Below are 21,304 nucleotides of genomic sequence, written 5' to 3'. Positions count from 1 at the left end.
ATCAATATCGGGTTCAGGCAGCGTCAAACGGCTCTAGGCCGGACAAACGCATTCTCGGTTCGATCTTTGGCAAGGAACGCGGATTGGCATTGGCAACCGCATCGGCAATCGCCTTGATATGCGGCGGCGTTGTACCACAGCACCCACCCAGCAGGTTAACCATACCGGTTTCGGCCCATTCCTTGACCAGCGCTGCCATTTCGGCATCACTTTGATCATATTCACCAAATTCGTTCGGCAAGCCGGCATTCGGATAAACCGATACGCGGCATTCTGCAATACGTGACAGTTCCTGCACATAGGGGCGCAGCTGGGCAGCGCCAAGGGCGCAGTTCAAACCGATGGAAAACGGCTTGGCGTGACGGACCGAGTTATAGAACGCCTCGGTGGTCTGCCCCGAAAGGGTACGGCCAGACGCATCGGTGATGGTGCCCGAGATCAGGACCGGAACATCTTCACCGCGTTCTTCAAGAACCTCGTCGATGGCAAACAATGCCGCCTTGGCGTTAAGCGTATCAAAAATGGTTTCAACCAGAAGCGTATCCGCCCCGCCATCCAGCAAGCCGTTTGCGGCTTCTTTGTAGGCGTCTTTAAGCTGATCAAAGGTGATCGCACGATAACCCGGATTATTCACATCCGGCGAGATTGACGCTGTGCGGTTGGTCGGACCAATGGCCCCGTTCACAAAGCGCACATCACCGGGATGGGCGGCTTCCCATTCGTCACAGGCCTGACGGGCGATCTTGGCGCTTTCGAAATTGATCTCGTAGGCCAGTTCTTCCATGCCGTAATCGGCCTGGGCAATCGTCGTCGCACTAAAGGTGTTCGTCCCCTGAAGGTCTGCACCCGCGGCAATATATTGAAGATGGATGTCCTTGATGATGTCCGGACGGGTCAGCGACAAAAGATCGTTGTTGCCTTTGACATCCTGTTTCCAGTCGGCAAACCGTTCACCGCGATAATCTTCTTCGGTCAGTTTGTGCTTCTGGATCATGGTGCCCATGGCGCCATCAAGGATCAGAATCTTTTCTTCGGCCCGTTTGCGCAGCAGGGCGACGCGTTCCTTGCGATCATTCATCGTTTTCATCCAGTCTTTCAGTCATGCTTTACAATGGTGGGCAGCTCGGAATTCAGGCAGCAGCCTTATCCGTTCCGCGAATGCCCAGCGCATGGCAGATGGCATAGGTCAGTTCGGCGCGGTTCAGGGTATAGAAGTGGAAGTCGCTTACGCCTTCCTTCATCAACCCTTCAACCTGTGAAATGGCTTCATGGAATGCAACCATGCGGCGCGTTTCCGGATCTTCATCAAGACCATCAAAACGCCAGTGCAGCCGTTCGGGCACAGAAGCACCACACATGTCGGCAAATTTCAACAAAGATGCGAAATTCGTCACCGGCAGGATACCCGGAACAATCGGGGCTGAGATCCCGGCAGCATTACATTTGTCACGGAAACGAAGATAGGTTTCGTTATCAAAGAAGAACTGCGTGATCGCGCGGTTTGCACCTGCATCGATCTTGCGTTTCAGATAATCAATCTCGAAATCGGCACTTGGTGCGTCGGGATGCATTTCCGGATAGGCCGATACCGAAATATCAAAATCGGCAATTTCTTTCAGACCGGCGACCAGATCAACCGCATAAGGATAACCGCCCGGCGTCGGTTCATAGCTATCACCGGCATCAGGCAAATCACCACGAAGGGCCACGATCGAACGAATGCCTTCGTCCCAGTATTTCCGGGCGATGTCTTCAATCTCTTGCTTGGTATGACCAACGCAGGTCAGATGGGCTGCTGCGGGGATACCGGTTTCGCCCTGAATACGGGTGACACTGCCATGCGTGCGGTCGCGTGTCGTCCCGCCCGCACCATAGGTTACCGAGACAAATGATGGGTTCAACGGCGCAAGCCGATGGATCGACCGCCACATGGTTTCTTCCATCTTCTCCGTTTTCGGGGGGAAGAATTCGAATGAAACGCGCAGATCGTTGCGTGCTGCCTGTTTTTCTTGAACCGTCATCATATCAATCCTGTCTTCAACTTCCCTTGGATCGGGACTTTATTATTGGGCGGGCATCGCGGGTTATTCCGCAGCCCTGTCTGTACTGTTGGTGCGTGTCTGTCCGGTCTCGCGCATGGCGGCATGTGCGGTCCAGATTCGTACGGTCAAAGGCTTGCCGGGCAGGTTTATGACATTGTCGAACACGAGTTCACATGCGTGAAACCACGTATTGATCGACGAATCCTCGAACCCAAGTCGGCGATGGGCGTGTTCTTCGCGTAACTCGTCGCGATCATGGGCAGCAAAATCAACCACCACAAGCTTGCCACCGGGCGCCAGAACACGTGCGGCCTCGGCAATTGCGACATCGGGCTTTTCTGCGAAATGCAGGACCTGATGCAGGGTCACGACATCAAACATTCCGCCCGGATACGGCAACTGATACATATCGGCCTGACGGACAAGACAGTTCGACAGGTCAGCACGCTGCAAACGTGCCCGTGCCACGGCCAGCATCTCGCGGGACATATCAACACCGACACCTTCCTCGGCATTGCGACCCAGCAACTCGAGAATGCGGCCAGTACCTGTTCCGATATCAAGAATACGACCGCCGCTCAGATCACCAACCGCATCAAGCAAGGCCTGCTCGACCACGGCCTCGTCAACATGCAGGGAACGGATTTGGTCCCAGTCCTCTGCATTGGCACGGAAATATTCGGTCGCAATCTTTTCGCGCTGTGCCTTGACCTGATCAAGACGCGCCCGATCAAGTGACATGATTTCATCATCCGCAGGCAGCAGTGCCAGAATCGGCTGAACAAGGTCGGCCCCTGCCCCGGAATGCGGTGTGCGGTAAAAAACCCATGTACCTTCACGAAAACGAACAAGAAGTCCGGCCTCGCACAGCAATTTCAGGTGACGGGAAACACGCGGCTGGCTCTGACCGATGATCTGCGTAATCTCGCTGACCGTCAGTTCGCATTCGGCACAAATAGCCAGCAGACGAAGCCTTGTGGCCTCCGCCGCTGCACGCAATCTTGCCAAAACCTGTTCCATTACCTGCACTCCCGGTTACGAAAAACAGATATAAAGATATGTTTATATTTTATCAATGATTATTTTCCTATCCGAAAGGGGTATGACAAATAAGTCACACGATAAAAGCACTTGATCCCTTTCAACTTTTTGTATGCTGGCGTTTAAATTCGCCCTATGCTAACCACATATTTATTCGAGACGTACGCGATACGTGATCAGGCTTCGTGAGCAGGAAGTTGATCGGTAACGTTTTTTGGTGGTCCCGCACGAGAAACGTCTTGGGTCAGGAAGTCTATGTATCGAACATCGGTTGGCTAAAAATAATGAAGTTTCGAACTTTACTTTCACTCTGTGCTGCTGGTTCGCTGTCTTTGTTGACGGCTTGTGCTTCGACAGAACCCGCACAGGATATGAGTGATTTTGACCCGATTGAACCGGTCAACCGTGTCGTACACGGTGTTAACGGCGCAGTCGATTTCATGCTGCTTTACCCGGCTGCCATGTGGTATCGCGACATCGCACCGGAGCCGGTCAAAACCTCGGTTTCGAGTTTCGTGCGCAACCTTAATGAACCGTTGAACTCTCTCAACGCGTTGCTGCAGGGCGATCCTGAACAGGCTGCGGCCTCGATTCAGCGCTTTATTATGAACTCGACTCTGGGCTTCCTCGGCTTCAATGACGTTGCAGCCGATTTTGGCATCCCTTATCGCCGCGAAGATTTCGGTCAGACCCTTGCGCATTATGGCGTCGGTGCTGGTCCGTATATCGTTCTTCCGCTGCTTGGTCCGTCCAACCTGCGTGATGGCATTGGCATTGGCGTCGATTACGTTGCCAACCCGCTGACCTGGGGATCCCGGAACAGTGACACAGCCGAGGCACTTTATCTTGGCTCAATCGGTCTGAGCGCCCTGCATTACCGTTACGCAACGGTCAATCAGCTGAACGAGCTTCAGAAGTCGTCACTTGATTACTATGCAGCCTTGCGCAGCCTGTATCGTCAGCAGCGTAACACCCTGATCCGTAACGGCGCCCCGGCACCGGCTTCGGAAATCGAAGGTGAAAGCGCCGAATTCAGCTTTGACGACGCAGTCGAAGCCGCAAGCCAGTAAGAGCAGACCATGACCAAGAGCAAGTTCATCCTCCCCGCAGTCGCTGCTTTGCTTGCAGCCACTGCGTGGAATGCTCCGGTTGCGGCATCAACCGCATCGGCACCTGTGCAGGCAGAGATTGCAGCAGCACAAAGTGCTAGCGCGGTTATTCAGACTCTTGCAGATCAGGCAATGACCGAACTGACAGACGAATCTCTTGCTGATGATGTCCGTCGCCAGAAATTCGTTGCCCTGATGGATCGATATTTTGAAATGGACGTCGTGTCGCGCTTTGTGCTCGGCCGTTACTGGCGTTCAATTTCAAATGAAGAGATCAACGAGTTTTCCAAGCTTCTTCAGAACTATCTCGCGCTGAACTATGCCAACCAGTTCAAGGCGTTTAATGGCGAACAATTCGTCGTTGGCAGCGAGACCGAGAAGAACAAGGACACCTTCGTCAATTCTCAGTTCGTGCGCCCGGATGGACCGCCGGTTAATATCGTCTGGCGCATGCGTATGTTTAATGACCATTACAAGATCATTGATGTTGCCATCGAGGGTCTGAGCATGGGTATCACCCAACGCGACGAATTCACCTCGGTTATCCAGCAGAACAATGACGATGTAGGTGCTCTGACCGCCGCTCTTAAAGCGAAAACCGGTTTGTAAGACATTCGATCATCGCGCAAGATCAAAGCCGCCTCCTTCTGGATGGCGGCTTTTGTTTTACCTGCTCACCCCATTAAACGCAAAAAGGCCACCCGAAGGTGGCCTTTCGCATTTCAAAGCAGCAATCCCAACAATTAGCGGGTAAGCGGCTTGTACTTGATGCGGTGCGGGCGGCTGGCCTCTTCACCATAGCGGCGTTTGTAATCCGCTTCGTATTCCTGATAGTTGCCTTCGAACCATTCGACGTGCGAATTGCCTTCGTAAGCCAGGATGTGGGTCGCGATACGGTCAAGGAAGAAACGATCGTGCGAGATAACCACAGCACAGCCGGCAAATTCCAGCAGACCTTCTTCAAGGGCGCGAAGCGTATCAACGTCAAGATCGTTGGTCGGTTCGTCAAGCAGCAGAACGTTTGCGCCGGATTTCAGCATCTTGGCAAGGTGTACGCGGTTACGCTCACCACCGGAAAGCTGGCCGACTTTTTTCTGCTGGTCTGCACCTTTGAAGGCAAACTGCGAGACATAGGCACGCGAGGACATCGGACGTTTACCCAAAAGGATCTCATCCAGTCCGTCCGAAACTTCCTGCCAAACGGTTTTGTTCGGATCAAGTGCATCACGCGACTGATCAACATAACCCATCTTGACGGTTTCACCGATCTTCAGCGTTCCGGCATCCGGGGTATCAGCACCGGTCAGCATTTTGAACAGCGTGGTTTTACCCGCACCGTTCGGACCGATCACACCAACGATACCACCCGGCGGCAGACGGAAATGCAGATCATCAAACAGAAGTTTCTCGCCAAATGCCTTGGTCAGGCCTTCTGCGGTGATAACTTCATTGCCCAGACGCTCGGACACCGGAATAACGATCTTGGTCGAATCCGGTACGGCCTTGGCGGCTTCGGCGACAAGATCATCATAGGCACGAACACGGGCCTTGGATTTTGCCTGACGACCTTTCGGGTTCTGACGAATCCAGTCCAGTTCCGAAGCCAGCTGCTTCTGACGGTTGCCTTCCTGACGGGCTTCCTGTGCCAGACGCTTCTGTTTCTGCTCCAGCCAGGACGAATAGTTGCCTTCGTACGGGATGCCTTGACCACGGTCGAGTTCAAGGATCCAGCCGGTAACGTTATCAAGGAAGTAACGATCGTGGGTAACCAGAATAACAGTACCCTGATAGTCTTCGAGGTGACGTTCAAGCCAGGCAACCGATTCAGCGTCAAGATGGTTGGTCGGTTCGTCAAGCAGCAGAATGTCAGGCTTTGCCAGAAGCAGACGGCAAAGTGCGACACGGCGACGTTCACCACCTGAAAGCTTGGTCACATCGGCATCTTTGGGCGGGCAACGCAGTGCGTCCATCGCAATTTCAAGCGTACGCTCAAGATCCCAGCCATTGGCCGCATCGATACGTTCCTGAAGTTCTCCCTGCTCTGCAAGGAGATCATTCATTTCGTCATCGGTCATCGGCTCCGCGAATTTGGCACTGATGTCGTTGAAACGCGCCAGATCGTCAACAACCTGCCCGCAACCTTCCATCACGTTGCCAAGAACGTCTTTGGCCGGGTCGAGCTGCGGTTCCTGTTCAAGGTAACCAACATTCACACCCTCTGCCGGCCATGCTTCACCGGCGTAATCCTTTTCGATGCCCGCCATGATTTTAAGCAGCGTCGATTTACCGGCACCGTTGTTCCCGAGAACACCGATTTTAACGCCCGGCAGGAAGGACAGCGTAATGCCCTTGAAAAGTTCGCGACCGCCCGGAAGGATCTTGGTCAGGTCCTTCATGACGTAAATATACTGGTAGGATGCCATTAAATTCCCCATCCAAAATGTCGTTGGGTCCGTCTCGCTCGAGACCGGATCACTACGGCATGCCAAGAAAACATGCCTGAAATACTGAGCCCGTTTGTAACCGACCGGCTTGCCGTTAACAACTTCAAACCGCACATGCCCGTATGCAAGACCTGAGAATAACGCCAACCGCGTAAAACAGGGATATGGGTCGCCTGCATTCAGACACCATCACCAGATCAAAAACCGTCAAACGACGCGACACATATTCGCCCGCGAGAATGCGGTTAAAAGCGTATCTGACATCGCCAAAATCGATTCAAAGTACCCTTGGCACATCAAAAAACATCATTTTTGATAGATTTTAATTCAAAGCACCTCAACCAAAGATGCCGCACCGCACATCAGGAAAAATGGCTGAAATCTTGGTTTTTTGATCTTAGACACTCAATCGTTGCGTCCGTAACCCCCTGTTTCATACGACTAATGATTAGCTTCTGGGGAATTCCGAAAACTGGTATCGATTTTAAAGGGCAACCTGTGTGTCAACACACCCTTGTTGCCTTTTATACATGCGGCCGATCAACAAAAACAAAGCAAATGGTCGGCAGGGGAAGTTATCAATTCTAGGAAGGAGACGCGCGATGGATGAACAAAGCGCAGCCTACTGGAAGAGAAACGTGAAGCTGGTCGCAAGTCTGACTGTGATCTGGTTCATCGTTTCCTACGGTTTCGGCATTCTGTTTGTCGATGCCCTAAACAGTATCGAAATAGCGGGCTTCCAGCTTGGTTTCTGGTTTGCTCAACAAGGGTCCATCTATGTCTTTGTCGCACTGATTTTCGTGTATGTGGCGAAGATGAACAAACTGGACCGCGAGTTCGACGTTCACGAAGACGACGATTGACGCTGGATCTGGGGAGACAGACAAAATGGATCTTACTACCCTTACATATATCGTCGTTGGCTTGAGCTTCGCGCTGTATATCGGCATCGCGATCTGGGCCAAGGCGAGCACCACCGGCGAATTCTATGTCGCTGGCAAAGGTGTGAACCCGGTCGTCAACGGTATGGCGACCGCAGCAGACTGGATGTCCGCTGCTTCCTTCATTTCTATGGCTGGCCTCATTGCCTTCCTTGGCTATGGCGGCTCGGTCTACCTAATGGGCTGGACCGGCGGCTACTGCCTGCTGGCAATGCTTCTGGCACCGTATCTTCGCAAGTACGGCAAGTTCACTGTGCCGGAATTCATCGGGGATCGTTATTATTCCAAAGCAGCCCGTATCGTTGCTGTGATCTGCCTGATCTTTATCTCGTTCACATATGTGGCAGGCCAGATGCGCGGCGTTGGTATCGTGTTCTCGCGCTTCCTTGAAGTCGAAATCCTGACCGGCCTGATCGTCGGCATGGGCATCGTCTTCATCTATGCCGTTCTTGGCGGTATGAAGGGCATTACCTATACCCAGGTTGCTCAGTATTGCGTTCTGATTGTTGCCTACACCATTCCGGCGATCTTCATTGCCTTCCAGCTCACCGGCAATCCGTTGCCGCAGCTGGCATTCGGCTCGACCGTCAATGGTACTGGCGAATTCATGCTTGAACGCCTTAACAAAGTGGTCACGGAACTCGGCTTCCTTGAATATACCACCACCAACAAGTCGACGATTGATATCTTTGCGATCACCGCGGCTCTGATGGTTGGTACAGCTGGTCTTCCGCACGTTATCGTTCGCTTCTTCACCGTGCCGAAAGTGCGTGATGCACGTTCCTCGGCAGGTTGGGCACTGGTCTTCATCGCGCTGCTTTACACCACTGCCCCGGCAGTTGGCGCAATGGCACGTCTGAACCTGACCGAAACCATCCAGACCGGCGAAGTCGGTGCTGAAGATGGCAACCTGTCTTATGAAGAACGTCCGGACTGGATGAAGCGTTGGGAATCCACCGGCCTTCTGAAGTTCGAAGACAAGAACGGCGACGGTCGCATCCAGTACTATAACGATGCGAACAAGGACTTTGCCGCCAAAGCCACCGAATATGGCTGGGCTGGTAACGAACTGACCGTTGACCGTGACATCATGGTTCTGGCCAACCCGGAAATTGCGCAGCTTCCGAACTGGGTCATCGCACTTGTTGCAGCAGGTGGTATTGCCGCCGCGCTGTCGACTGCTGCAGGCCTGCTTCTTGTGATTTCCTCTGGCGTGTCGCATGACCTTCTCAAAGGTACCTTCACACCAGACATGACAGAAGGCCAAGAACTGATGGCTGGTCGTATCGCAGCAGCTGTTGCGATCCTGATCGCAGGCTATCTGGGCTACAACCCACCAGGCTTTGTGGCGCAGGTGGTGGCCTTTGCGTTCGGTCTTGCCGCATCGTCGCTGTTCCCGGTTATCATCATGGGGATCTTCTCCAAGAAAATTAACCGTGAAGGCGCTATTGCAGGGATGTTGACCGGCCTGATCTTCACCATGGGCTATATCCTTGCCTATAAAGGTGTGTTCTTCGAGCCGATCCTGGCCAATACGCCGGACAACTGGCTGTTCGGCATCTCGCCGGAAGGTATCGGTACCGTTGGTATGGTTCTCAACTTCATCGTTGCCTTCGCCGTGTCGAAAGTAACGGCCGAACCGCCAGAGCATATCCAGCACATGGTTGAAGACATCCGCGTTCCGAAAGGGGCAAGCGGCGCAGTTGACCACTAATCGGTCAACCGGTTTACCAAATCTGTTGCAAGCCCCCGGATCATTGATCCGGGGGCTTTTCTTTTGACGCGTTGTCAGGCAACAATAGGCCAGCGGAGGACATGAAGCATGAGCATTGAACTAGAAGAAATTGCTGAATTTTTAAAACAGCATCACCCTTTTGACCTGTTACCTGACGAAGAAATCAATGCCCTGCCCAAACGCCTGACTGCGCGCTATTTCCGGGCTGGCACCAAGGTCCTGTCGCCGGAAGAACAATGTCTTCATCTTTATATTATCCGAACCGGCGGCACCGAAACGCGTGACCCGAACGGACAACTTCTTGCCCGCCTGTCCGAAGGTGAATGTTTTGGCGTGCGCGCGATGTTCCGCAACGGCAAAGCTGCCAACAACATCACGACCCTTGAAGACAGCCTGTGCTATTTGCTGCCCGAAAAAGACTTCCACGGTCTGGCCGACAAATACCCGCAATTCAAATATTTCTTTGCCCAAATGGGCGGCGATCGTCTGCGCAGCGGAATGCAGCTTCTGGAAAGCCGCGACGATGATCAACTTAAACTGATGAGCGTCAAGGTCGCCGACCTGATTGCCCGCGATTTGGTCAGTATCGATAAATCCGCAACCATCCTTGAAGCTGGCAAGCTCATGAGCAAGGAACGGGTTTCCTGTTTGCTTGTGACCGAGGGTGAAGACCACGTCGCAGGGATTATGACTGACCGCGACCTTCGCAACCGGGTTGTCGCGCAGGGCCGAAGCTATGATGATCCGATTACGGAAATCATGACCGCCAATCCGATCTCAATCCATCCTGATGACTATGCCTTTGATGCACTTCTGACCATGACCCGTCATAATGTGCGCCACTTGCCGGTCATGAAGGGCGGCAAGGCCGTCGGCATGATCACGACCAACAATCTGTTGGCCCGTCAGTCCCTGTCCGCGGTTTATATGGCTGGTCGCATTGGCAAGCTGACCGATCCGGCCGATATGGCAAAAGTCATCAAGCAGGTTCCCGAACTGCTTAGCCATCTGATCGAAGCCGGGGCAACGTCACAAAATGCCGGCCATATCGTCACAACCCTTTCGGATGCGGCGACGGTGCGCCTGCTGCAACTGGCCGAGGAAAAGTTCGGCCCGCCGCCCGTCCCCTATGTCTGGGTCGCCGGTGGATCTCAGGGACGCCAGGAACAAACAGCCCTTTCCGATCAGGATAACTGTCTGATCATTGACGATACCTATGATCCCGAACAACACAGCGACTGGTTCAAAGCACTGGCCGAATTTGTCTGCGACGGGCTGAACACGGTTGGATATGTCTATTGCCCCGGCGAGATGATGGCCAAAACCGATCAATGGCGCCAACCGGCCCGCGTCTGGCAGCAATATTTCAACAAATGGATCGAACAACCCGAACCCAAAGCTTTGATGCTGTGTTCGGTCTGGTTTGATTTACGCCCGATCCACGGCACCAAAAGCCTGTTTGACAATCTGCACCGCCTGATTGTTTCCAAGGCCCGGGATAACCGCATTTTCCAAGCCTACATGGTCGGCAATGCGTTGACACATCACGTCCCCCTTGGCTTCTTTAAAAATTTCGTGATGATCCGGGGCGGTGAACATGACAGCACCCTTGATCTTAAACATAACGGCGTTGTGCCGATTGTCGATCTGGCCCGTATTCATGCCTTGGCCAACGGGGTTGATGCGGTAAATACGTTCGAACGCCTGCACGCGGTCAAGTCGTTCCCGTCCATCAGCAAACAGGGGGCATCAGACCTTCTCGATGCATTTGAATTTATCAGCATCACCCGCCTGAAACATCAGGTCCGGCAAATCCGTCGTGGTGATGCACCTGATAACTTCCTGCATCCCGAAAGCCTGTCGGCCTTTGAACGCAGCCACCTCAAAGATGCGTTTTCCGTGATCAAGAACCTTCAAAGTGCACTTGAAAATGCCTTTGGCAAAAGCGGGACCTGATCACTATGGGTTTGCGTCAAAAGATCATCGACAGCCAGATATATCGTGACTTTATCCAGCGCAAGGCAACCGGCCCTTTGCGGACCTATTACGATATCCCGCCTGCAGACCCGTCGCGTTCGGTAATGGATACCGAGTTTATTGCGCTTGATCTCGAAACCACCGGGCTTGATCCCAAACGTGACGAGATCGTAAGCTTGGGCTGGGTCATCATACGCCAATTAGGGGTCGATTTTTCGAGCTGCGAACATGTGCTTGTCCGGCCAAAACGCGAACTGAGTGAAAGTTCGGTTGTTGTCCATCATATCTTTGACAGCGACGTTGCCAACGCTCCGGATATCGGAACGGCACTCGAACATCTTTTGCCGCAAATGGCCGGGCGGGTGCTGATATCCCATCATGCCCCGATCGAGCTTGGTTTTCTGGGGCAGGCCTGCAAACGATGCTTTGGCGCGCCCTTACAAATCCCGACGGTTGATACACTGGTTCTTGCCCTGCGCGATCTGCATCGCAGCGGGCAGCCAATGAAATCGGGCGCACTCAAGCTTGATAACCTGCGACGCAGCCATAATCTGCCGCCATTCCGCGCCCACAATGCCCTTTCCGATGCGATTGCCGCGTCCGGACTGTTTCTTGCCCAGATTGCCAAACGTGATCCGAAAGGCGAACTTGAGCTCAACCGGATACTGCGCTAATCCGAATAAAGGGCGACCGCGCCCAAAAGAAATATAACAGATAACCGGGAGCCACGACCGCATGTATGTCTTTATTTTCACGACAGTTGTCGTTGGTTTCGCCGCCTGTGGGGTGGTATTGCTGCTGTTCCGGTTATGGGGACGCAAGGCCCCGAAATATGTTGTTCCCTTCGTCGCTGCCCTTGCGATGTTTGGCTACATGATCTGGGATGAATATAGCTGGTTTGAACGCTATAACGCCCGCTTGCCCGAGACCATCACCGTCATCCAGACCTTTACCGATGAAAACCCGTTCGCGCCCTGGACGTTGATTTCTGCGCCGGTCAATCGCTTTACCGCCATTGACCGCGACAAGATGGTGATTAATCCGGGCAATCCTGATGCAAAGCGGGTTACCACGCTGCTGCTGAAAAAAGGCGCCGAAACCCTTGCACTGACACATCTTGTTGATTGTGCCACGGGCAAACGTGGCTATGTCACCGCTGACAGCACGCTAGATGACAACGGTTTCCCGACGGATATGAAGGAATGGTTTGACATGCCCGCTGACGACCCGCTCAGAGCCGCAGTTTGCACGTAACCGCCCCCCTTTTTTAAGTCTGTTCACTGTCACAGCCCGCAATCCTGCGGGCTGTTTCTGTTTTCGGACATCCTTGCCGCGTCATGACACCGTCTTTTACCACGGCGCCGGGAAAACTATTTCTATCAGTGGCTTGACCTATCGCTATATCCAATGAAATATAGCGATGCTTTGATCCCCTTTCAGGAGCCCCCAAATGCGTCGCCCATTCAAATATCTCGCCCTTCCTGTTTTTCTGTTCTCAGCGCTCAGCGCCCATGCAGAGGACATCACCGTCTTTGCCGCGGCAAGCCTGACCAATGCCGTGACCACCGCGGCAAAGGCCTATGAAACCAAATCAGGGGATACCATTCAAATCTCCTTCGCCAGTTCATCCACCCTCGCCCGCCAAATTGCTGCCGGCGCCCCGTCCGATATTTTCATTTCTGCAAACCAGAAATGGATGGACTGGTTGGTCGAACAGGACCTGATTGCCCAGGAAACCCGCCACAACATCGTTGCCAACAGTCTTGTGCTGATCGCCCCCAAGGACAGCACCCTGGATGTCATAGACCTTGGCAATGATATTGATCTTGCCGCACTGCTTTCAGACAATGATCGTATTGCCGTTGGCGATCCCGATCATGTCCCGGCCGGCATTTATGCCAAACAGGCGCTTGAACATATGGGTCAGTGGGAAGCTCTTTCCCCGCGCCTTGCACGTGCCGATAACGTCCGCGCCGCACTCGCGCTGGTGGAACGCGGTGAATCGCCGTTGGGCATCGTCTATCGCACTGATGCGGCAATTGCGACAGACGTCAAAATCGTCGGAACCTTCCCCGAAGACAGCCATCCGCCGATCACCTATCCGATTGCCTTGATCAAGGAAGCCCAAACCGACGCGAATGCGAAATTCCTTGCATGGCTTTTGGGGGATGACGCCGGTAAAGTTTTTGCCGATTATGGATTTAATCCGGTTCAGGCAACCAATTCAGGTACATCGCAGTAATGTTCAGTTTGACGCCCGCAGAGATCGAAGCCCTTCTTCTTAGCTTGCGCATTTCGGGCGTCGCTGTTCTTTTTGCCCTGCCCTTTGCCATTCTGGTGGCAACTGCCTTGGCCCTTGGCCGGTTTCCGGGGCGGTTTATTCTTGATGCCGTCGTGCATCTGCCATTGATCTTGCCGCCGGTTGTCATGGGGTATCTGCTTTTGATCGGGTTTGGCACCCGCGCCCCACTTGGTGCATGGCTCCATCAAACCTTCGACATCCGGTTCGTCTTTAGCTGGACGGGGGCGGCACTGGCATCAGCAATTGTCAGCTTCCCGTTTCAGGTGCGCGCCATCCGGCTTAGTCTGGAAAACGTGAATCCCGGACTTTATCAGGCCGCCGAAACGCTTGGCGCAGGGCCAATTGACCGGTTCTTTTCCCTGACTTTGCCCTTTGCCCTGCCCGGCATCATCGCCGGTGCGATTACGGCCTTTGCCGCCAGTCTGGGGGAATTCGGGGCAATCATTACCTTTGTCTCGAACATTCCCGGTGAAACGCGGACTTTGCCACTTGCGATTTATACAGCCATTCAAACGCCCGGCGGTGAACTTGCCGCGGCCCGTTTGGCTGCCCTTTCTATCGGGCTTGCCTTTGCCGGACTGCTTTTGTCTGAAATGGTCATGCGCCAGATCCGCAAGAGGGCCACGGCATGAGTATTGGCGTTAATATCCAGCACAAGATCGGCAATCTGGCCCTTGATGTTGAATTTCATATTCTGGAACCTGGCATCACCGCCCTGTTTGGCCCATCAGGCAGCGGCAAAACCAGCCTGATCAACATCATTGCCGGACTTGAACACCCCAACCGCGGCCATATTCAAATCGGCGATCATGTTGTTTTTGATCATACCCACCGCATAAACCTGCCTGCGCGGCGTCGCCGGATCGGTTATGTGTTTCAGGATGCCCGCCTCTTCCCGCACAAAACGGTTAGTAAAAACCTCTATTTCGGAGCCCGACGCAACCCGGCCAAACTTCCACGCGAAGAACAAACTGCAATTCTTGAGATGCTGGGTATCCTGCCTTTGATGGGACGTCGCCCCACTGCACTTTCCGGCGGTGAAAAGCAGCGCGTAGCCCTTGGCCGGGCGTTACTGTCAAATCCCGATATCCTGTTACTTGATGAACCGCTTTCGGCACTTGATCATGCCCGCAAACAGGAAATCCTGCCGCATTTCGAATGGCTGCGTGATCACCGCAAGATTCCGATCCTTTATGTCACCCATGCTATTGATGAAGTCGCCCGCCTAGCCGACTACATGGTGGTTATGGAACAAGGCAAAACGCTTGCCAGCGGGTCCGTATTTGAAATGCTGGGCCGCACCGATTTGCCGCCTTTGGCTGGGCAATTTGATGCCGGAACCGTCCTGCCTGCCCGCATCGCCAGCCGCGATCCACAGGCTGAAGTCAGTTTTCTTGACTGTGCCGGTCAACGCATAGTCGTTCCCTATCTCGGTCGTCCGGCAAGTGACCGGGTCCGCCTGCATATCCGTGCCCGTGATGTGATGATTGCAAGGACCGCCCCTGTGGGGATCAGCGCAAACAACATCATCCCGGTCACCATAAGCGGGATCAGCAATGAAGACGGCGAAACGGTCGATGTGACCCTATGCTTTGGTCATGATGCAGACGCGTCCCTTCTGGCAACGACAAGCGGTCGGCCGACCATCCATGCCCGGATTACGAACTGGTCGGCGAAACGTCTTAAACTTGGTTTGCATCAGAAGGTATTTGCGGTGATCAAATCCGTCACCGTCGACGGACAGCTATCCGATCACTCTTAGCGATGATGTTAGCGCTAACAAATATTATTTATCAGTGACTTCTGGGCTTTTCACCAACGCGCTGGCGAGTTGATCCAGTTCATCGTGAATGGCGATTTGCACCTTGTCACGGGCCGCTTGATACAGATCGATGATGCGATGGCCCGTGGCGGTCAATACCGCGCCACCATGCGCCCGGCCCCCGACGCTGGTTTCAATGACGGGTTCATCAAAGCAGTGGTTAAGCTCGTCAATCAGCAACCATGCCCGGCGATAGGACATCCCCATCGACCGTGCCGCAGCTGAAATAGACTGGTGTTCTTCGACCGCACGCAACAGATCGACTTTGCCATAGCCAAGCCGCACGCCGCCGGGAAGCTCAATTTTCAATCGTACTTTAAGATCATCGCCTGTCATGGCGACACCATATCCCGAGCGGCATTTCGCCGCCAAGATCAAAGATGACAATCAGACAATCGGGGTAATCAACGTGCCACTATCATCCCAGGCATTCAGGTTATCGACAACCAGTTGCGCCATGGCATCACGCGTTTCGACCGTCCCGCTGGCATGGTGCGGATAAAGGACAACATTTTCCAGTTCGGCAAATGCTCGGTCCATGTGCGGTTCGTTGTAAAATACATCAAGCCCCGCCCCTGCGATCACCTTGGTTTGCAAGGCATGGATCAAGGCCGGTTCATCAATCACCGAGCCACGTGCAATATTGATGACATATCCGTCCGCGCCCAAGGCGCCAAGCACCTCGGCGTTAATGATGCCTTGCGTTGCAGCCCCACCCGGACATGCAACAACCAGAATGTCTGCCCAATCCGCAAGTGCAACCAGATCGTCAAAGAACCGGTAATCGACCGGCTTTGCACTACGCCCGAAATACCCGATTTCAAGCCCGCTTGGCACGGCACGCGACGCAATCGCCTGACCAATACGACCAAGCCCGACAACACCCAACTTTTTGCCACGGACCGAACGGGTAAGCCCCATCGTCCCCACACTGGACCATTTGCCGCTGCGCGCCCAATCATCACCGACAACCAGTTGGCGCAAAGTCGCATGCATCAACATGATGGCGGTATCGGCAACATCGTCGGTCAGGATATCCGGGGTGATGGAAACACGAATGCCCCGCGCCCGACAGACATCAAGATCAATCAGGTCATAGCCCACACCGAAGCTTGTCACGACTTCAAGATTTGGCAATTGATCCATCAGATCAACCGGCAACCCGAACCGTGCTGACGTCACAACCGCCGTAATCTTTGCCCCGGCTTTAGCTAGAAAACCGGCCTTGTCATCCATCAGATCAAGACGATGCAAATCGTACCGCTTGGCAAGCATAGCGGTATAGGCCGGGCGAATATCGGTCAGGGCAAGAACGGATCTGGACATGATGGAACCTTCGTTGGGGCGAACAAGGTTCGACACTATCGAACACCATCTTGTAAAACAAGTTGATAAGATGATTTACAACCAGAGTAATTCATCCATCCCGGTGACGTTATGCACCGGCACCGGGATACCCAAGCAATGCTTACACGACCCGGCGGACCTGCGTCAGGAAGTTGCCGATTTCGGCTTTCAATGTTTCTGATTGGGATGACAGTTCACGGGCTGCTTCGGTCAAATCGGACGCGGCATTCCCGGTTTCCTGCGCGGCCCCGGTAACCGTCACAATATTGCGGGAAACTTCATCGGTTCCGGTTGATGCTTCCTGCACATTTCGGGAAATCTCGTTGGTGGCAGCCGATTGTTGCTCGACCGACGCGGAGACGGAGGTGTTTGCCTCATTCACCTCGCTTATGATCGACGAGATGCGTTCAATCCCCTTCACCGTCGACGATGTGGCACCCTGAATATTGTCAACATACTGACTGATTTCGCTGGTGGCACGCGCGGTCTGACTGGCAAGGTTCTTGACCTCGTTTGCGACCACCGCAAAACCTTTGCCCGCTTCGCCTGCACGTGCGGCTTCGATCGTTGCGTTCAGGGCCAAAAGGTTGGTCTGGGAGGCAATATCATTGATCAGCGCAACTACGGTTGCGATCTGTTCGGTGGCTGTCGTCAGTTCGGCGACCTGTGAAGTGACCTTTGCCGACGTTTCACCGGCTTCGCTTGCAATTACTGCTGCATTTGAAACCTGACCGCTGATTTCTCGGATCGATGCAGACAATTCCTCGGACGCAGATGAAACTGCCTGCACATTGGCAGATGCCTGCTCGGCGGCCGATGCAACAAGCAATGATTTTTCAGAGGCATCGGCTGCAATTGTCGCAAGACTTTCTGACGAAGCCGTCAATTCGGTCGCGGCCGAAGATACCGAATTGACGATACCGACAACAGATTGTTCGAACATGTCCGCAATCTTGCGAAAGTCATTGGTCCGTTTTTGCATCATGCCCAACGCCCCGTTCACCGACTTGCTGGCAGTCAGAAAGGCACCCTGCATGCTTGTTTCCATGATGCGGCGGAAGTACCGGTTATCACGGACCTTTTCCATACAAGCGACCGATTCACGGACATAGGAATCATTGCGATTAATCAGGTCGTTAATTGCGTGAAACAGTTCCCCAAGGTCACCCTTGTTTTCAACATTCGTGATTCGTGCTTCAAAATCACCGGCCGCAGCACGTTGTACAATCGCAATAGCTCTTTTGATCTCTGCACTACTTGACGCGAACATCCTTTATCCTCCCAGAGACAAGGTAAATTCGTTGAATGTCTGTTTTTTCTCGGCAAGCATCTTTTGAAGGTCGGCATAGGCCGACGCCAACCCGTCCTTTGGCGAGGCCGCGGCGCGTTCGATCTGAAGGTAATGGTTGTAAAGCGGGATGATTGTTTCGTTGACAATCTTCATGTCAGGGGCGCGACGATTGCTGTGATAACCAACAATCTTGCCATTCGCATCCCGACTGGGCGTCATATGTGCCAGTACCCAGTAATTGTCACCATTTTTGGACCGGTTATTCACATAGGCAAAGATTTCACGCCCGTCCTGAATGGTGTCCCAGGCTGCCTTGAACACAACCCGCGGCATATCAGGGTGCCGAACGATGTTGTGCTGCACGCCAAGACATTCCTTTTCTGTGTAACCGGCAAATTTGAAGAATGTGCGGTTACCATAAGTAATCTTGCCGCTGAGATCGGTCTTGGTGACGATAATTTCGTCGGGTTTGAGTGATATTTCGGTTCCACTAAGGCCAAGCTGTCGTCTGTCAGTCACAATCACCCCCATGATTGCAAGGCATCACCAGCGAATTTCAAATTATTAAAATTCGAATATTTGACTATACAGACCACACAATATGAACGTTTGATCTGGATCAACCAATTTCAACAATTCATACAATTGGATAGTAAATTATATACTTTCAATATGATGATGTATGGATTTCTCAAAACCGAATCATAATTCCTACCCGTTAACGGGTTGATCCGTAGTCAGGCTTAGTCATCCTTGAGGTAATTGGTTGGATGCTAAAAAAAAGAAAAGGCTGACCCGATACCATCGAGCCAGCCCCTTTCGGTTCTCCATGTTCCGTCCGGTTCATTTCCCCATTAGATCGGGAAGGAACAACGTAATATCCGGGAACATGATCAAGCCGATCAGAACGATGATCTCCATGATCAGGAACGGAATAATGCCGCGGAAAATCGTTCCCAGTGGCACCCCGGTTTGCGCAGAAGCGACATAGGCATTCAAACCAAGTGGCGGGGTCAGAAGACCGATTTCGACCGTCTTGGTCACAATTATTCCGAACCAGATCGCGTCGTAACCAAGTGCCATAGCGGTCGGAAATGCTAATGGCATGGCCAGCGACAGGATTGCCAACTGATCCATAAACATCCCCATCACCAGCAAGATCAAAACGATCAGTGCCAGAATGACTTCCCGCGACATGTCTGTGGTCGAAACGAATTCCAGAATGGTTTGGGTAACGCGTGTGAATGCCAGATAGTTTGAAAAGATCGCCGAACAGGCAATGATCGCAACGATCATGACAGTTGCCCGGATCGAACTGCTGATCGACGTCCCCAACCCCTTGATTGTCAGGGTCCGCTGTGCAAGCACAACAATAAGCGATCCCATCACACCGAGGGCCGCGGCCTCGGAGGGCGAGGTCAAACCACCATAGATCGCCCCGATCACAGCAACAATCAGCAAGGCAATCGGCAAGATATTGACGCTTGAACGTGCCGCCTTGCGCAATTCAAACGGATCGCCTTTGGGCGCGTAATCCGTCCGGTTGGCGATGATCTTGATCACGGTACATAAACCAGCCGCCGTCAAAAGACCGGGCAGAATTCCCGCGATGAACAGCTTGCCAATCGAAGTTTCGGTCAAGACGCCATATACGACCAAAACAATACTGGGCGGAACCACAACGGCCAATGTGCCACCAACCGACACAACCGCCGCCGACAGACGATCATGATATTTGTGCCTGCGCATCTCCGGAAAGGCCGATGCTGCCATTGCGGCAGTCGAGGCCGTCGAACTGCCAACCAGGGCGGCAAGTAAAACCGATGCCGCAACCGTTGCCATGGCAAGACCGCCCTTGAAATGCCCGACCCAATTCTGACAGGCAATAATGGCGCGCCTTGTAACATCCCCGGCAGTTAGTAATTCCGCCATAAGAATAAACAGCGGTATGGACACCAGAATGAAAGACGAAGACGTATCAAAAAACGTCCGTTCAAGAACAGCAAGTGCCGGCTTCATCCCCAATTGCATGGCAAGGCCAAGGAAACCGGATATTCCCATGGCAAATGCAATGGGCATTCGCAGAACCATCAGCAGCGCAAGAACGACAAGGATCAGGAAAAACGTAAACATGAATGGAACAAACGCTCCTTGAAGCGGGTGGCTGCACACGCAACCACCCGTCAGGGTAAATATCAGATATTTATGATTATTTCTTGGAGGTCAGTGCGCGGTAGCTGTCAAGAACCAATTGCGCCTTTTCCCCGCCAATACGTTCCATCCAGTCTGCGGTAACCGGCTGCATCGCGTCACCAAGTTCTGCCAGTTCTGCGTCACTGAATTGATAAACCTCGATACCCTGTGCCTTCCATTCTGCGGCCAGGCTACCAACGGAATCATCCTGTACCTTGGCAACGTGGGTCGCAACTTCGCGGCCTTTTTCCAACATCACGCTTTGCACATCTGCGGGAAGGCTTTCGAACTTGTCACGGCCGACCACCATGACAAAGCTGTAACCGCCAAACGATCCGTTGGTCGAAATGTGGCTTACGACTTCCTGCAAGTTATAACCGGGCACAGATGCCAGCGGGAACAGAACACCGTCCAGACGGCCCCGTTCAACCGCGGTGTAAACTTCCGGTCCCGGGATCGAAATACCAACAGAACCAAGCGCGCGCGCCGTCATCGCCTGGGTCGAGCCCGACGTCCGAATATCAAGTGCTTTCCAGTCGCTTACCCCGCCCAGATGCTTTTTGGCCAGAACCTGATAAGGCGGCAGGACAAAGCCAAAGATCGGCATAACACCGGCATCCAGAAGTTCCTCACGCAGCGGGCCTTCGGCCAGCATCTTTTGCAGGGCTTCGGTGCCCTGAACGGCGGTGCCATAGAACCCCGGCAACCCGATGACCGAATTCAGTGGCAAGGTTTCACTGTGATAAAGCGTGCCAAGCAGGGCCGCATCAAGAATGCCGTTATTGACCGCATCAAGCTGGGCTGCGGATTTTGCCGCCTGCTGCGCCGGAAAATGTTCGAATTTGATCGCACCATTGGTGGCCTGCTCAACCGCAAACATCCAGCGCGTTGTGCCTTCAAGCGACACGACATGGCTGGTTGACTGGAAATCACCCAGTCGAAGTGTTTCTGCCTGTGCGAGCCCCACGCCCATTCCAATACTAAAGACACTCGCAAGGATTGTTAGAAACTTTCCCGTATTCTTCATCTTGGTATCCTCCCAGACATTGATGAATTCAAG

General features: G+C 53.3%; 20 protein-coding genes. 10 read left to right on the top strand and 10 right to left on the bottom strand.

The window, feature by feature from the left end:
• Positions 1-13: 13 nt before the first annotated feature.
• The 3 genes from TH19_RS05395 to TH19_RS05385 are packed head-to-tail and all read right to left on the bottom strand — an operon-like array spanning position 14 to position 3,062.
• Positions 14-1,078 carry a homocysteine S-methyltransferase family protein gene (locus tag TH19_RS05395; RefSeq protein WP_258547835.1) on the bottom strand — a complete coding sequence of 355 codons (1,065 nt, stop codon included), beginning with the start codon at positions 1,076-1,078 and terminating at the stop codon, positions 14-16.
• 52 nt (positions 1,079-1,130) lie between these two features.
• Entirely contained in the window at positions 1,131-2,024 is an 894-nt protein-coding gene (metF, locus tag TH19_RS05390; protein WP_404969478.1) for a methylenetetrahydrofolate reductase, read from the bottom strand.
• A 60-nt stretch (positions 2,025-2,084) separates the two neighbouring features.
• Positions 2,085-3,062 (bottom strand): ArsR/SmtB family transcription factor, encoded by a 978-nt coding sequence (locus tag TH19_RS05385; RefSeq protein WP_114101321.1) that lies wholly within the window; start codon positions 3,060-3,062, stop codon positions 2,085-2,087.
• Positions 3,063-3,454: 392 nt separating this feature from the next.
• On the opposite strand from TH19_RS05385, the gene TH19_RS05380 reads away from it, so the two are divergent.
• Both TH19_RS05380 and TH19_RS05375 read left to right on the top strand, forming a co-directional pair.
• The gene (locus tag TH19_RS05380) at positions 3,455-4,153 is read left to right on the top strand and encodes an MlaA family lipoprotein (protein ID WP_258547834.1); all 699 of its coding nucleotides are present in this window, start codon (positions 3,455-3,457) and stop codon (positions 4,151-4,153) included.
• 9 nt (positions 4,154-4,162) lie between these two features.
• A complete protein-coding gene (locus TH19_RS05375; protein WP_114101319.1) occupies positions 4,163-4,801 on the top strand; it encodes an MlaC/ttg2D family ABC transporter substrate-binding protein in 639 nt (212 codons plus the stop codon).
• A gap of 134 nt (positions 4,802-4,935) precedes the next feature.
• Here the strand turns inward: TH19_RS05375 and ettA are convergent, their stop codons facing one another.
• A complete protein-coding gene (gene ettA / locus TH19_RS05370; RefSeq protein WP_114101318.1) occupies positions 4,936-6,615 on the bottom strand; it encodes an energy-dependent translational throttle protein EttA in 1,680 nt (559 codons plus the stop codon).
• A 623-nt stretch (positions 6,616-7,238) separates the two neighbouring features.
• On the opposite strand from ettA, the gene TH19_RS05365 reads away from it, so the two are divergent.
• The 8 genes from TH19_RS05365 (at position 7,239) to modC (ending at position 15,353) form a co-directional block, all read left to right on the top strand.
• Complete coding sequence (locus TH19_RS05365) at positions 7,239-7,499, top strand: DUF4212 domain-containing protein (RefSeq protein WP_114101542.1); 261 nt, start codon at positions 7,239-7,241, stop codon at positions 7,497-7,499.
• Between the two features lie 25 nt (positions 7,500-7,524).
• Positions 7,525-9,291, top strand: coding sequence for a sodium:solute symporter family protein (locus tag TH19_RS05360; protein ID WP_114101317.1), 1,767 nt, complete (start codon positions 7,525-7,527; stop codon positions 9,289-9,291).
• Positions 9,292-9,399: 108 nt separating this feature from the next.
• Entirely contained in the window at positions 9,400-11,268 is a 1,869-nt protein-coding gene (locus tag TH19_RS05355; RefSeq protein ID WP_114101316.1) for a DUF294 nucleotidyltransferase-like domain-containing protein, read from the top strand.
• A gap of 5 nt (positions 11,269-11,273) precedes the next feature.
• Positions 11,274-11,963 (top strand): exonuclease domain-containing protein, encoded by a 690-nt coding sequence (locus TH19_RS05350; RefSeq protein WP_114101315.1) that lies wholly within the window; start codon positions 11,274-11,276, stop codon positions 11,961-11,963.
• Positions 11,964-12,024: 61 nt separating this feature from the next.
• A complete protein-coding gene (locus TH19_RS05345; RefSeq protein ID WP_114101314.1) occupies positions 12,025-12,543 on the top strand; it encodes a hypothetical protein in 519 nt (172 codons plus the stop codon).
• A gap of 196 nt (positions 12,544-12,739) precedes the next feature.
• Positions 12,740-13,531 carry a molybdate ABC transporter substrate-binding protein gene (modA, locus tag TH19_RS05340; protein ID WP_114101313.1) on the top strand — a complete coding sequence of 264 codons (792 nt, stop codon included), beginning with the start codon at positions 12,740-12,742 and terminating at the stop codon, positions 13,529-13,531.
• The gene (gene modB / locus TH19_RS05335; protein WP_114101312.1) at positions 13,531-14,223 is read left to right on the top strand and encodes a molybdate ABC transporter permease subunit; all 693 of its coding nucleotides are present in this window, start codon (positions 13,531-13,533) and stop codon (positions 14,221-14,223) included. The genes modA and modB overlap by 1 nt, the downstream gene beginning before the upstream one ends.
• Positions 14,220-15,353, top strand: a complete 1,134-nt coding sequence (modC, locus tag TH19_RS05330) for a molybdenum ABC transporter ATP-binding protein (RefSeq protein WP_114101311.1) — start codon at positions 14,220-14,222, stop codon at positions 15,351-15,353. The genes modB and modC overlap by 4 nt, the downstream gene beginning before the upstream one ends.
• A 24-nt stretch (positions 15,354-15,377) precedes the next feature.
• On the opposite strand, the gene TH19_RS05325 is transcribed toward modC, so the two are convergent.
• The 6 genes from TH19_RS05325 to TH19_RS05300 form a co-directional block, all read right to left on the bottom strand.
• Positions 15,378-15,749 (bottom strand): winged helix-turn-helix domain-containing protein, encoded by a 372-nt coding sequence (locus TH19_RS05325; RefSeq protein ID WP_114101541.1) that lies wholly within the window; start codon positions 15,747-15,749, stop codon positions 15,378-15,380.
• Between the two features lie 51 nt (positions 15,750-15,800).
• Complete coding sequence (locus tag TH19_RS05320) at positions 15,801-16,739, bottom strand: 2-hydroxyacid dehydrogenase (RefSeq protein WP_114101540.1); 939 nt, start codon at positions 16,737-16,739, stop codon at positions 15,801-15,803.
• Positions 16,740-16,881: 142 nt separating this feature from the next.
• The gene (locus TH19_RS05315) at positions 16,882-18,030 is read right to left on the bottom strand and encodes a methyl-accepting chemotaxis protein (RefSeq protein WP_114101310.1); all 1,149 of its coding nucleotides are present in this window, start codon (positions 18,028-18,030) and stop codon (positions 16,882-16,884) included.
• A gap of 3 nt (positions 18,031-18,033) precedes the next feature.
• Positions 18,034-18,570 (bottom strand): PAS domain-containing protein, encoded by a 537-nt coding sequence (locus TH19_RS05310; RefSeq protein ID WP_258547833.1) that lies wholly within the window; start codon positions 18,568-18,570, stop codon positions 18,034-18,036.
• Between the two features lie 324 nt (positions 18,571-18,894).
• Entirely contained in the window at positions 18,895-20,184 is a 1,290-nt protein-coding gene (locus TH19_RS05305; RefSeq protein ID WP_114101308.1) for a TRAP transporter large permease, read from the bottom strand.
• A 76-nt stretch (positions 20,185-20,260) separates the two neighbouring features.
• Positions 20,261-21,271 (bottom strand): TRAP transporter substrate-binding protein, encoded by a 1,011-nt coding sequence (locus tag TH19_RS05300; protein ID WP_114101307.1) that lies wholly within the window; start codon positions 21,269-21,271, stop codon positions 20,261-20,263.
• Positions 21,272-21,304: the final 33 nt, after the last annotated feature.

It is taken from the genome of Thalassospira profundimaris (assembly GCF_003326675.1).
GTDB classification, from domain to species: Bacteria; Pseudomonadota; Alphaproteobacteria; order Rhodospirillales; family Thalassospiraceae; genus Thalassospira; species Thalassospira aquimaris.
This window is presented reverse-complemented; position numbering and strand designations above follow the sequence as displayed.